Genomic DNA, 12,849 nt, shown 5'->3' with positions numbered 1-12,849 from the left:
CGCAGCGGGGCCAGAAGCACAGGCAGGAACGAAAGGAAACGACCATGGGATACGAAGCCACCTATCGAGGCCGGATCGAACTCGACCCGCCCATGAACACGGCTACCTGGCTGGGGTTGCAGGGCCGCGAAGACTTCGGAGACGTCGCTCCGAACCCTAGAAGGATCCTCGACCCGGTCATCGTCCCGGTGCTCTCACGTGACCGCCGACTGGTCGTCGCAGTCGAACCCGGCGAGTTCGGGTGCAAGCCCTCGGTGATGTATCTCGTCCTGCGGGACTTCGCGTGGTTCGCTTCGCTGTTCACCGACGAGGACAACCGCCGCTTCCGCCGCTTCTCCGGCAGCTTCGAAGGGCAGGGCGAGGACGGCAAACGGTACCGCTTGACCATCGGCGACACCGACCCGATCAACCAGGAGGTCTTCGACCAGCCCGAATATCCCACCGACTAACCCAACCCACGAGGGGCGCAGCCACTGGCTGCGCCCCTTTTCTCATGCCCGCAGCACAAACCTAGAAAAGAGGAATCCGACATGATCACCGACAACCTGTGCACCGCACTGCGTATCTGGACTGGCCCCGCACAGGACCGCCTGGCTGCCGACGACACCAGGACCCGCGTTCCCGGGATCATCGCCTGCTGGGAAGACGGAGCCGGCCAGATCTCAACCTCCCTCCTCCCCACCGCCACCGCCGCCCTCCAAGCCCACCTCGGCCATGCTGACCTCGACCCCGAGCAGCGAGCCCTGCCCACCGACTGGCCCAAGGCCGCCAGCGACTTCACCGCGCTCATGCGCGACATCGTCATGGGCGAGCCCTGGTACCTGGCCGGAATCGGATTGGTCACCCGAACGACGGCGGCCACCGGGCAGCACACGATGTGCATCCAGATCGCGGCGGACCGCGGCACCGCCTTCACGTACGAGCGCCACGACAGCGGCAGCGAAACCCGCCTCCGCTTCGACGTCGGCGACCCGCTGTGGTGGGACCAGCAGGCCGTTCTCGAGCCCCTGGAGCGCTACCGCGCCGCAGCTACCGGTTGGCCGCCCGTCCTCCCCGAGGCCGACCCGGCCCACACGGAACCGCCCCGCGCCCACGCCGGGCCCGGCTCGCACTGAATCCCGAATCTGCTCAACGACCTTCAACGGCGCACCTCCTGGTGCGCCGTTTGCCGTAACCGCTTCATTGAAAGGAAAGCGACCATGAACATCAACACGGACAACAGCACCGATCAGCGAGCGTGGCAGCACGCGGGAATGTTGGCGGTGAACTTCTGCGGGAGCGACTGGACCCCGCTCCTGGACCGCCTCACGGCCCTCGATGACGATCGCATCGGCCAGCTCACCGAGGCCGCTGCGCGCCTTCGCGAGGCCGACCGCGCTGCGGCCGAATCGATCGGCATCTGCCGCGCCAGCGTGGAGCGCTTCGGTGCCGTCAACGACGAGTACCAGATCCACCTCGAAGACGCCGAGGCCATGCTCGCCGTCCACGGCTACCTCCACCCCTCCCACGGCCGGCTCCTCGGCACCAACGCGCTCCAGGCGCTGGGCGACCGCCACAACGCCCGGAACGTCCTCATCGACCTCCTGCTCGAAGCGCGCCTCTTCCTCGACGGCGTCAGCTGAGAGCAATCCATGCAGGGGCCGCGCTTCGGCGCGGCCCCTGCATTCCGTTCCACCGACTCGAAAGCAGGCCAACGCATGCCTCTTGACCCATCGATCTTCGGCCTCCTATTGGGGGCTCTGCTCGGGACCGTCGCCGGGTTCGCTGCTCGCGGACTCCTCGTGGAGGCCGACAGGCGCCGCGCGCAACGACACCCGTGGCCGATCACCACACCAGTCGCGCGAGACCTCGACGGCGCACGCCGCGTCATCAACAGCCTCGCAAGACAGCTCAACGATGCTCGCCGTGCTCGACACAGTAACGAACCGCCCGAGTACCTCGCCCAGACCTACCAGGTCGTTCTGCTCGGAGCCGCCGTAGACGAAGGCGACCTCGTGGCGATCTCGACCACCTTGCTCGACCTCATCGGCACGGCCGCATCCGAATCCGAACCGGACCGGCGAACTGATGAGCAGCGCTGACCGAAAGCAATTCCCCATTCCGCGCAATTGAAAGGAGTCACCCTTGAACCGCCGCAATCAGGCTCGAACCCGACACCAAGACCTGCTCGAAGCCGCCGACCGTGTCCTCGCGCTGCCCGAAGCCGGCGCCCTTGCCACCGAAATGGCACTGCGCGACGCGAGCATCGCCCGATGGACACTGCGCAGCCAATGCGTCCTGCAACTCCAAGAGCAGCAGCTCCAGAAGCGACTCCGCGGGTTCGCTATCACCGAACTCGGCACCAGGGAGGGATGGGCCCGCCTGGGCCGCGTCCCGGTCAAGAACGCCAATCGGGTCTACATCTTCAGCGAGCCCCGCCGCGAACGCGGATCCTTCCCGGTCTTCGACCGCAGCCAGACCCGCCCGACCGTGCCCGGCAGGGACCGGCGGCAAGCCAAGCGGCCCGATCCCGCGCGGACATGGATGCGCACGCTCCAACGAGGGCTGCAGGCCTGCGGTTTCTCCCTCCAGTGCGAGACCGGGGAGTGCCTCGAGATCGGTGCCGAGGACCAGCAGCTGATTCTCACCGCCCCCGACCTCCATTCGCCTGCGGCCCTAGCCGTCCTCGCTCAGCACTGCGCCGGCCTCTTCCTCGCCTCCAGCACAGGCACGCCGCGAGCGATCTGACCCGCCGGAGCCGCCAGCTCCGGCACACCGAGGAAGCGCCGATGCCGCCGCTTCCGACCGATCCACGTTCACAACCGAACGGAGAGAACATGAACGACAACGACCAACCGCCAGAGTGCGCCTGCGCCAACACCGAGTGCACCAGCGGCGAGGCACCCCTTCCCGGCTACGACGACTGCGAAACCTGCGCGTGGGAGGGCCACCTCGAGCGCGAGACCGCGGCGCTGCGATCACGCATTGCAGACCTCGAATCCCAGCTCGAAGCCGGCCAGGATCTCCGCGCCCACCGCACCGCGCTGCGCGACTTCGACCGCGCGAGCGCCGACGAGTCCCGCACCTTCGGCGAACGCAACGCCGCACGGGCCGGGCATGCCGCCCGGCTCCTGTCGCTCAGCGCCGACGAGCAACCGGTCGCGCCTCGCGACGCCGAACGCGACCGCATCGTCCGAGCGCTGACCGACCTTCTCCACTGCAGCGAAGGCGCTGGCGCGTACGTCGACGAGATCATCAGCGACGCGGTGCGACTGCATGGCCGCGAGATCGAAGTCGAGGAACGGGAGACCTGGAACCGCCGCGAGGAGATCGAGGTCGCCTGTCCCGACTGCGGCCAACGACGGCAGCAACCCAAGCGCTGGCACGAGCCGTGCAGCGCCTGTCGGCTCCGGCTCGGCGGGCGCGAGGGCCGCATCAGCGACGACCCCGCCGAAGCCAACGAGCAGCGGGCGCTCCTGGTCGAGGACACCCTCGACGCGTTCGCCGCACGCACCGGCCAGAGCGGACCGCTCGCGCATGCCGACACCGAGACCTGCGCCGAAGTCCTGCGCGACTTCTACTGCAACCTCGGCCACTGGACCGATGCCCGACAGCTCGACTTCGACCAGATCGCCGCCGACGGCCGCGCCGTCTACCGCGAAGAACGCGCCGAAGCCGACGACAGCGCCACCGCCTGAACGCCCGGTTCAAACGGCCTCAGCGCTACCCAACCACCAGAAAGGGAATTACCCATGTCCACCATCTGTCACTTCGGCGACGGCGTCCTGCGCTGGCCCGAAGCCGACGGCCACGCCGACCCGCCCGGCATGGTCGCCCTGCACGACGCACAGACCGAGCGCCGGCTCATTCTGCCGCGCATCCCGGTCGGCCGCACCGGCGTGCTCGTCGCCGCCATCGCCATCGGAGACCTGCCCGAGCACCTCGGCGAGGTCGATATCCACGCGAAGGACGCCGGATTCCTGAGCATCGTGCTCGCCTCGGGCACCGTCCGGGCCAATCAGCCCGCGCCCGGGATCGGCCCGGCCGACCTCATCGGTTGCGCCCCGAACGGCGCGACCTGGTGCTGGCTCGATCCTGACGCGATCGGCCTTGCCACTGACCGTCATGTCCGCCTCGAGTTCCACAACGGCTGCACCTGCACACCCGAAGCGGCGCACTCGACACCGCCGAAGAGCGTCGCTTCGATGGCGACGAACCCAACCGGCACCGAATAACTGCATACGTCGAAGACGGTGCGGGCCAAGCGAATTGGACCTCCCTTGGCCCGCACCTCCACCACGGAAATCCCAGCGAAAGGAAACGCAGTGTTCCTGCAATCGTACGTACACGCCGGATGCGGCGACATCGAACTGCTCGACCCCGCAGTGGTCGCCGCCATGACCCCCCTCTGGGTCGGCCGCACCCCCAGCGAGGAACTGGTCGGCATCGGCACCACCGGCACCGCGACCGGTGCCATCATCACCTGGCCCCTGGCCGACCTGCGAGACGATGCGGCCGCCGACCGCTTCTTCCACACCTTCACCCAAACCCGGTGCCACAGCGTATGGCTGATGGCCTTCACCCAGAATCCGGTAGCACTCGCCGGACCGCTCGCGCACCTGGCCACCGCAGCAGACCACGCCTGGTACGGCTACGGAAGTCCCACTGTCGCGGTTACCGACTACGGGCGCCGCTGGGCGGCGGTCGACCGGAACCAGGCGCCGGCGCTCACCGAACTCGACTTCCAGCCGGTCCCCGAACTCGACCCGGTGGCCGCACGGATGTGGCTGCTGGCCTGTCGGGCCGGACGCGAGCAGAGCCGCACGCTCCAGACCCTGCGACGCCAACCCGACCCAGAGAGGTTCGCCGCCGCCGAACGCGCCCGCGACTCAATCCGGCAGGCGCGCAACGGCATCGACGCTGCCGTGCAAGCCGCTGACAACGCCGCCGCCCTCCAGCGGGCCCTGACCGAACCGGAGCTCCCGGGCCTGCGGCACACCGTCGCACTCGGCATGGCGCTCGAAGAGAATTCGGACCTGCTCGCGGCCGCGATCGACGCGATCTGGACTGCCGACACCACCACCGCGGCCAGAGCCGACCTCTGGCAGCACCTGGCAGCAGCGGCCACCGGCGACGCCTACGGCACCACGACCGCACTGGTCGCGCTCGCCGCCTGGCGCACCGGCGACCTCGCCTACGCCACCGCCGTCCTCGAGCACGCCGTCGATATCGGCGGCAGCCCCCTGATCGGCTGGCTGTGCGACCTCATCGCCCACGGCGTCCCGGCCGCCGACCTGCACGCGGGAGCCCCGCTGATCCCGGCGCACCTGCCCGGGGCCATAGCCGGTCGCGCCGAGCAGGAAGAGAGGGCCTGACGTGAACACGACCGCCAACCTCGACGACCCCCAGCACTCCACGGTCAACCGCCTGCTCCGGGATGCGCTCGCCGAGTGCATCGCGTTGCCGCACAGCGGCATCATCGGCCTCCGCCACCAGGGAGACCTGTCCTTGCACTGGCTCGCCGGTCCCACCGCGTGCCTCGCCGCCCGACTGGGCGCCGGGTACAACTTCGCCGCGTCGATCAAGGTGATCGCCACCGAGTACTCCGCCGTACGCCCGGCCAGCGTGCCCGGCCTCATCGGCACCGGGCTGTTGTCCACGGTGCCGGGACCAGACGCAAACCTGATCGCCTTCGCGACCCTGGTCGTCGACACCAAGGTGCACACCGTCCGCTGGACCGCCGGCGCCGCCGCCCCGACCTGGCGCATCCAAGCCCAGGCCGATGCCGGAACCGGGACGACGACCGGGCTCGCCGCCCTCTTGTCGGCCCTCGCCCCGAAGGCGGTGTCTTAGATGAAAGCCGATCTGCACCAGCAATTGCTCACGGCGCTCCTGGACCACGCCGGCCCAGCTCGGTTCCACTATCGACTCGGCGTGCTGACGCTCCGGCAACGCCCTGATGGCTTCCAGATCGGCACCGTGTCGAAACTGGCCGACCGAATCTGGAGCGAACACCGCTTGTGCTCGCTGCCGACAGCCATCGAACGCGTCGCGGACACGATGCCCCGCCACTGCTACGGAGCCTGGTCCGAAGACCTGCTCGGACTCGCGGTCGTCCAGCAACGCGGCGTGCCGTGGACCTGGAGCGGCGCCGGATCCTGGAGCCACCGCGCCGTGGCGGCCCTAGATGCCGACGTCCAATACCGGCTCGGGTGGCGCCTGGACGTTCCCAGCCCGCTCGCGGCCGTCGTCGAACCCTCCGCAGCCGGGAGGTGGTGGCCGAACCAGTGGTGGTGGGCTCGCACCGGAGCAGCAACCGCCCGGCTCCTGGCATCGGTGAGCACGGGAGGTGTGCGATGACCATCGTGATCATCGACGGCGACGGCGAGAACTCGTTCGATGCCACGCTCGCGGCCGTCCTCAATGACCTGGTCCAGGCCCCCGGGGACACCGTGATGGGGCTGTACCACTACGGCGATGCGCTGGAAGCCACACCAATCGATGCGCTCGGGGTAGCCGTGGAGCAGGAGTACCGCACCGCAGTCCAGCACCACACCGGTCGGGCCGCATTCAGGCAGGCACTCCGCCGAGCCGGGCGACGGATGCGATCGGGTGAGGACCTGCTGGAGACCGAGTTCCTCTGGGGGGTTGCGATCTCGATGCGTTTCAGCGACGGAGGCGAACGGTGTGTCCGCCTGGTCGCCGTCGGGGTCGACGGCACCGTCCACTGGTGCACCGCCAAGGGCCAGCTCCCGCCAGCCTTCGCTCGAATCCCTGACGGCACCGCGCTGCTGAGCAGCGACCATGTCGTTGCCGGCCTCGACGCGGTGCTCGATGCCGCAGTCCGTGAGTCGGACCGGGCCTGCCGCGCCGCAGTCGCCGCCATGATCGGGTCCATACGCGGCGGCGACGGTGCCGGAGACGGCCACGCCGCCTTCGGTATCTGGCAGCAGGGGGGCGACTTCTCGGCCACGACTCTGCAGCAGGCCACGGATGTCCTCGACCGCCACTTGGCGGCGACGGGTGATATCGACTCAGCCACGGAACGCGCGGCCGCTGAGCTCGCAACGGCACCAGGGGGGCAGAACGCGAACGGCTTCGTGGGCAGCGGACTGGTCAACATCGACCGGACCGGGCCCGCGCCCATGATCGTCGCCAACGCGGTCGTCGGCACGCGGCTGCACCTGGTCGCTTGGCCGCTTGAGGAGTCCGAGCCGGTCGAAGAGACCTGCCCCTGGCACGAACTGGCGCCAAGCAATCGGCCGTTCGTCAACGCGCTCCGTGCACTGACCAGGGCGCTGACGAGCCTCTCGGCCTGAACCCCGCGAGCCGTCGCCAACGCCACCAACGAGACTCCAGCGTGGATCGCACCCTGACCGGGCCCGATCTTCTGAGTCTTCTTCCCGATGGCCCGAGGCGATGCCGCCTCGGGCCTCATTCGCGTTCCCGCAAACCAAAGCGGGTTCGCTCTCTCCCCATTTCCATGCCACGCAAAAGAAAGGTAGCGGCATGTCTCCAATTAGACCGTCAGGAAAACTGCCCCAGGACATCCTGGACGTTCTCACCCAGAACGCTCAACCTATGACGGCAAAAGCCGTCCACGAGCAGGTCACCGCCATCAGCAAGACTTCCGAAGGCGCCGTGCGGCACGTCCTGCGGGACCTGTGTGACGAGGGCAAGGTGCAAATGCTGCCCACTTCACCGCAGGAGTTCGCACTCGCCGGAACCACCTCTGCGGCGGTTCAGGCCACACCGGCGCCCTCAACCGCCCCGACTCCGGCCCCGGCCATGACGCGGGTCGCACCGGTCCAGCGGCCGAGCGGGAGCCTCTACCACCCTCGGGAGCTCAACGGGGAGCCCGACGTCGAGGTCCTGCGCAAACTCCGGGAGGTTGGCGCCCCAGTGCTGCTGCAGGGCCCACCCGGAACTGGCAAGACCGCGCTGGCCGAGGCCGCGCACCCGGACCTGGTCACCATCGCCGGCGACGGCGACACCTGCGTGTCAGACTTCGTCGGCGAGTACACCCAGGAGCCGGGCGGGAACTTCGTGTTCGTATACGGGCCCATGGTGGTCGCGATGCGCGAGGGCCGGGCCCTGTTCATCGACGACGCCACGCTCATCCCCCCGCCGGTGCTCGCCACGCTGTATCCGGCTATGGACGGCCGCGGCGAGATCACCATCAAGGCCCACAAAGCCGAGGTCGTCAAGGCCGCCCCCGGCTTCTATGTGCTGGCAGGGCACAACCCCGGCGTCCACGGCGCAGTCCTGACCGAAGCGCTCGCTAGCAGGTTCAGCGTCCACGTCGAGGTCGAAACCGACTACGACCTGGCGAAGCAGCTCGGGGTGCCGACGGCGGCCGTCCGCATCGCGAAGGCGCTGAACAAGAAGCGGGGCGAAGGGAAGCTCTCGCGGGCTCCCCAGATGCGGGAGCTCATCGCCTTCCGCGACACCGAGGCAGCCATGGGGCGCGACTTCGCGCTCATGAACCTGCTGTCCACCGCACCCGAGGACGACCGGGCGCTGGTCGCCCAGGTCATCAACAAGGAAGCCGGCGGCGGCCAGCGCACCCCGCTGCGCCTGGGCGCGCAGATCAAGACCGTAAGGGCCCCGCAGCCCAGCCCAGCCGCACCGAGCGCCGCGCAGACCGCTCCCGCGCAGCCGAATCCGCAAACCCAACCGCAAGGAGGACCGACCACATGAAACCGTCACCGCACAACCGCACCAAGACCGTGCCGACGCCGTGCCACCCGGACTGGCAGGACGTCTCGCAGGGCCTGACCGCCCTGCTGGCGACCATGACCGGCGGCGCCCGGATCACCGTGACCGCCTCTCCGGGAGCCGCCCACGGCGCCCCCGGATGCTTCCTGAGGGACCTGGGCATCGTCGAACTCGACGCTGACCGGTGCTTCCCGGGCATGGACCCGGCCGACATCGACGTCACCGACACGTTTGATCACTTCTGGTACCCGACCGCGATCGGGGTCCTCGCCCACGAAGCAGCCCACGTCCGCAACACCCGGTGGATTGTGGACGAATCCTGGCCGGCCTTGGTCGGTCGGGCCGCGATGCTCCTCGAAGAGGTCCGTATCGAAGCCGCCCACCTCAAGTACCGGCCCGGCGACCGGCAGTGGCTGCGATCGGCATCAGCCGACCTCGACCTCGGAACCGGATCGGGTGGTGTCAGCGCAGCGCTGTACCCGCTCCTGGGCCTGTGGTACGCCGCCGACGCCGCGTGCCGGTGCCTCGGCCGGGTCGACGCCGGCGTCCTGGACGCGACCGATGCCGGTATCGGCGCAGCCCGCACGGCGATCACCGCGGTCTGCGGCGCGGACCTGCTCGGCAAGCTCGAAACGATCTGGCGTGACGCCATCGCCACCGCCAATCACGACGGCGACCGGATGCGGGACCTGGCCGTGGCTTGGTGCCGGCTGCTGATCTCCCAGCAGGCCAAAGAGGTCGCTGCTGCAGCGGCCGCGGCCGGAACGCTCGACCAGGCCACCGAGGCAGCTGCCGAAGCCCTCGCCGACGCCGCCGCCGACACGCCCACAGCCGCCGATCCGGACGCCTCGGCGGGATGGGACATCAGCGGCAGCGGCGGCGTTCCCGGTGGTTCCTCAACGGCCGAGGCCGGCCGCAAGCTCTGGGACAAGTTCACCTCCCCGAGGGCCTCGCGGGACGCCACCGACGACGAGAGGGCCGCTGCCCGACAGCTGGCCGCGACGATCCGCAAGGCCGCGCAGCGGCCGCGCACCCACACCAAGACGCCCTCGCAGGTCCCGCCGGGTCGTCTGCGCATGCGCGGGGCACTCAATGCCAAGGCCCAGCAGACATCCGGGGCCTTGGTCACCGCCCAGCCCTGGCAGCAGCGGACGAAGCAGACCCCGCCTGACCCGCAGGCGAGGGTCGGCATCGCCGTCGACGTCTCCGGTTCCATGGGCGACTGGTTCGACCCGGCCGGGGCCTGCGCGTGGATCTTCGCCCACGCCACCGACGCCTCGGGCGGATCGGCAGCCGCGACCACCTTCGGGGAGCGAGCCCGAGCAATGCTCGCCGTCGGAGAAGTCCCGCAGCAAGTTCCGCTGCCGGTCCTCGAGTACGCCACGGACCACGCCGACGTCGCCATCGCCGCACTGATCGAGTCGCTCGACCTCGACAGCGAGGACGGGAACGCCCGCTTTCTGGTCCTTATCACCGACGGCGACCTCGCTCAGGACCAGGTGAAACTCGTTGCGGCCCAGTGCAAGACGCTGACCGAATCTGGGTGCGCGATCCTCCAGCTCGGGCCCGACCGCAGCACCCACCTCGCCGACGCCGAGTTCGTCGGCATCGACCAGCCCGCCGAGGCTATCGACGTCATCGCCGACGCCGTGACCGACGCGCTCCACGCAGCCGCACAGACGCCCTGACCGTCTGGGCTGCAACGCATTCCATGAACAAAGGCGCGGCCGGAACCGAATTCCACTTCACACCGGCCGCGCCGCCACCAGGCCAACCCAAGAAAGGAAGGATCCAGGTGAACACCGAATCCTACCGGCCCTACCGGGCCATCACGCCCACTCGCGGCGGCATGAACGCCGTCCTTGAGAGGGGGCAGCGGTGACGCACTTCCCCGTCCTCGTCTGCCTTCCCGCAGACACCGACCTACCCGATCTCGAATTTCAGCTCAGCGAAGTCCTCGAGCGGTGGAACGAAAACCGCGCGGTCCCCGAATACCGCGCCTTCATCGACGGCGGGCCCGAATCGTTCTGGTGGGTCCAGCACGTCCGAGCCGCCGCGGAACGCCATCACCAAGGCAGGGCCGAGCGCATCCGCACACAGAATCCGCTCGACGCGCTCGCGATCACCGCACACGACCCGAAGACGGACCCCGCGCAGAGCGACACCGCCAGAGACGCCGCCTGGGCCGCCGAACTCGGTTCCCGCCCGAACTGGGAGCAGGTCGTCCGGGTCTACAACGACCGCTTCCATCCCTACGACGGGACCTCCGAACTCGACCTCGCCGGGAAAGGAGCCCTCTTCTACGACGCCGAGACCGGCACGGCCTTTCAATACTCGACCGCGAATCCCGAGGGCCGGTGGGACTGGTGGGTGATCGGCGGACGCTGGTCCGGCTACTTCATCGCCCGCGGTCCCGCAGCCGGCCTGATCTGGGGGCGGTCTGACCACAAGGAAGAGGGCACCGCTATCGGCGACGGGTTGCTGCGCTGTGACGGGGGACCGATCGGCGGGCTCGACCTCGCCGTGATGCGCGATCGAGGCGAGGAAGCCGCCCGGAAACGCTACCAGCGGTGGGCGGCCATCCAGGCTGCCTGCCCGCCCGCCAAGGGCTGGGCCCACTTCGCGGGTCTCGTCCACGTCGGCGTCGCCACCATCGACGAAGCTCGCACCGAGTACAACGGCCAACCGGCGATCGCGGCGGCGAACGAATCCGGGCTGACCGGCTGGTTCGACCCGTGCCCGATCGAGGAGTTCCTCGCAGGTGATGACGAGTACGCCTCTGCGGCCCGCAGCGCCGCCGTCCCCGGCTACGCGCTGGTCACCCTCGAGAAGGAATGGCTCGCCCCCGGGGAGATGGGCTGGTTCGGCCACTCAACCGACGGTCCAGGTGAGCGAGACGCCTACCAGGTCCAAGTCAACCAGTACCTCGACCAGCTCGACCCAGCCGTCCTGGTCGTGGCCATCGACTGCCACGTCTGACCGCCGCAACCGGTGCCGGGCCAACTGGCCCGGCACCGGCTCGCTTTCCGCTCCGACGCGAAGCCGGACAGGCGAATTGCGGCAGGTTTCCAGCAGTTTCAACGCCTTTATTTCCATAATGGCTGCTTCCTACCTGCAGCAGCCCGACATCAAGGAGTTCCGATGATGCGCTACCAGCATCAGCCCCAACCCCCCTTCCATGAATCACTGGCTTCGACGTGGACGGAGCTCGCAGCGCTCGTCCGCGAGGCCGACTATGACCAGATCCGCGGGCTCTACCTGCACCGCAAGCCGGGAACAGACGAGGGCCACCTCGAAGTCCGCTTCCTCGGCGAAGTACTTGAGGCCCTTGCCGAATCCGAGAGCGGCGATATCGAAGCCGACTTTGCGCAGCTCATCGACCGGATCCGTACCGGGGCGGTCACGGTGGACGTCGCCGATCTCGTAGGACTGGCGATCACAGTGCGGGACGAGGAGCGCCGAATCATGGTCGACGCCGTCTTCACCGACGGCACGACCCACGCCACCACCGCCCATCCGGAAGGCCCCATCGAGTCGACCATCCACGTTGAGAACTCGGGCAACGAGGAGAATGCGGTCGCCGCGGCCATGGTGGGCCTCCTCGACGCCGTCATCGGTGACCGGCACGAGCAGGTCACTAGCGCATTGCAAGACGCGCTGGCGTTGTGTCTGCGCAACGGATTCCAGGCGGCCATCGGAATCTGGGAACAGGAGCCGGGGGTCTATCAGGCCCGCCCCTACCCCGACCTCGGGCAAGGGCTCATTGCCGCCTCGCAAGCCGGAGCCAGCCTCGAAGCCGCCCTCAAACGCGCGGCCAAAGACCTCCGCTCCCGGCAGCAGCGCAAGCCCAAACGACCGCCGGCCGGCTTCGGCTGGATCCGCTACGACGGCTCGGGCCACGGAGCGGCGAGCATCACCGGCATCGCCGTACTGGACGGCTGGGTCTACTTCGGTTCCTCGAGGGGGACCGCCCCAGTTCCTGGGCGATGGCGCGGATCGCGGCGCCCTCACGCCGCAGGTCGGCGATGGCGATCCGCTCGTCCTCGCGCAAGTACCGCGACGGCAGGGAAGGGGGGGGGGGGGGGGGGGGGGGCGCCCCCCCCCGGGGGGGGGGGCGCCGGGGGGGGGGGGGGGGGGCCGGGGCCCCCCCGC

General features: G+C 69.2%; 15 protein-coding genes and 1 pseudogene. 14 read left to right on the top strand and 2 right to left on the bottom strand.

The window, feature by feature from the left end:
- Positions 1-44: 44 nt before the first annotated feature.
- The 14 genes from O1R50_RS09200 to O1R50_RS09135 all read left to right on the top strand — a co-directional run bounded on the left by O1R50_RS09200 (position 45) and on the right by O1R50_RS09135 (position 11,676).
- Positions 45-449 (top strand): hypothetical protein, encoded by a 405-nt coding sequence (locus tag O1R50_RS09200; protein ID WP_270109682.1) that lies wholly within the window; start codon positions 45-47, stop codon positions 447-449.
- An 81-nt stretch (positions 450-530) separates the two neighbouring features.
- Entirely contained in the window at positions 531-1,115 is a 585-nt protein-coding gene (locus tag O1R50_RS09195; RefSeq protein WP_270109681.1) for a hypothetical protein, read from the top strand.
- Between the two features lie 84 nt (positions 1,116-1,199).
- Entirely contained in the window at positions 1,200-1,622 is a 423-nt protein-coding gene (locus tag O1R50_RS09190; RefSeq protein WP_270109680.1) for a hypothetical protein, read from the top strand.
- A gap of 75 nt (positions 1,623-1,697) precedes the next feature.
- Complete coding sequence (locus O1R50_RS09185; RefSeq protein ID WP_270109679.1) at positions 1,698-2,081, top strand: hypothetical protein; 384 nt, start codon at positions 1,698-1,700, stop codon at positions 2,079-2,081.
- Positions 2,082-2,124: 43 nt separating this feature from the next.
- Positions 2,125-2,727 carry a hypothetical protein gene (locus tag O1R50_RS09180; RefSeq protein WP_270109678.1) on the top strand — a complete coding sequence of 201 codons (603 nt, stop codon included), beginning with the start codon at positions 2,125-2,127 and terminating at the stop codon, positions 2,725-2,727.
- Between the two features lie 89 nt (positions 2,728-2,816).
- On the top strand, positions 2,817-3,677 hold the full coding sequence (locus O1R50_RS09175) for a hypothetical protein (protein ID WP_270109677.1): 861 nt from the start codon (positions 2,817-2,819) through the stop codon (positions 3,675-3,677).
- Positions 3,678-3,731: 54 nt separating this feature from the next.
- Positions 3,732-4,214: a hypothetical protein gene (locus O1R50_RS09170; protein ID WP_270109676.1), complete on the top strand. Its 483-nt coding sequence runs from the start codon at positions 3,732-3,734 to the stop codon at positions 4,212-4,214.
- Between the two features lie 90 nt (positions 4,215-4,304).
- Positions 4,305-5,354 (top strand): hypothetical protein, encoded by a 1,050-nt coding sequence (locus O1R50_RS09165; protein WP_270109675.1) that lies wholly within the window; start codon positions 4,305-4,307, stop codon positions 5,352-5,354.
- Position 5,355: 1 nt separating this feature from the next.
- Positions 5,356-5,832: a hypothetical protein gene (locus O1R50_RS09160; RefSeq protein WP_270109674.1), complete on the top strand. Its 477-nt coding sequence runs from the start codon at positions 5,356-5,358 to the stop codon at positions 5,830-5,832.
- Positions 5,833-6,339: a hypothetical protein gene (locus tag O1R50_RS09155; protein WP_270109672.1), complete on the top strand. Its 507-nt coding sequence runs from the start codon at positions 5,833-5,835 to the stop codon at positions 6,337-6,339.
- Positions 6,340-6,344: 5 nt separating this feature from the next.
- Positions 6,345-7,298, top strand: coding sequence for a hypothetical protein (locus O1R50_RS09150; RefSeq protein WP_270109671.1), 954 nt, complete (start codon positions 6,345-6,347; stop codon positions 7,296-7,298).
- Between the two features lie 262 nt (positions 7,299-7,560).
- Positions 7,561-8,679, top strand: coding sequence for an AAA family ATPase (locus O1R50_RS09145; protein ID WP_270109670.1), 1,119 nt, complete (start codon positions 7,561-7,563; stop codon positions 8,677-8,679).
- The gene (locus tag O1R50_RS09140; protein ID WP_270109669.1) at positions 8,676-10,385 is read left to right on the top strand and encodes a hypothetical protein; all 1,710 of its coding nucleotides are present in this window, start codon (positions 8,676-8,678) and stop codon (positions 10,383-10,385) included. Before O1R50_RS09145 ends, O1R50_RS09140 begins: the two co-directional genes overlap by 4 nt.
- Positions 10,386-10,575: 190 nt before the next feature.
- Positions 10,576-11,676, top strand: a complete 1,101-nt coding sequence (locus O1R50_RS09135) for a hypothetical protein (protein ID WP_270109668.1) — start codon at positions 10,576-10,578, stop codon at positions 11,674-11,676.
- 204 nt (positions 11,677-11,880) lie between these two features.
- Here O1R50_RS09135 and O1R50_RS26325 read toward each other — a convergent pair whose 3' ends face one another.
- Both O1R50_RS26325 and O1R50_RS26610 read right to left on the bottom strand, forming a co-directional pair.
- Entirely contained in the window at positions 11,881-12,597 is a 717-nt protein-coding gene (locus O1R50_RS26325; protein ID WP_408612653.1) for a hypothetical protein, read from the bottom strand.
- Positions 12,598-12,613: 16 nt separating this feature from the next.
- Positions 12,614-12,849: pseudogene (locus tag O1R50_RS26610) on the bottom strand (helix-turn-helix domain-containing protein); the annotation flags it as partial.

The organism is Glycomyces luteolus (assembly GCF_027622875.1).
Classification (GTDB): domain Bacteria; phylum Actinomycetota; class Actinomycetes; order Mycobacteriales; family Micromonosporaceae; genus Glycomyces; species Glycomyces luteolus.
The sequence above is the reverse complement of the archived record's forward strand: the minus strand, read 5'-3'. Positions and strand labels throughout refer to the sequence as shown.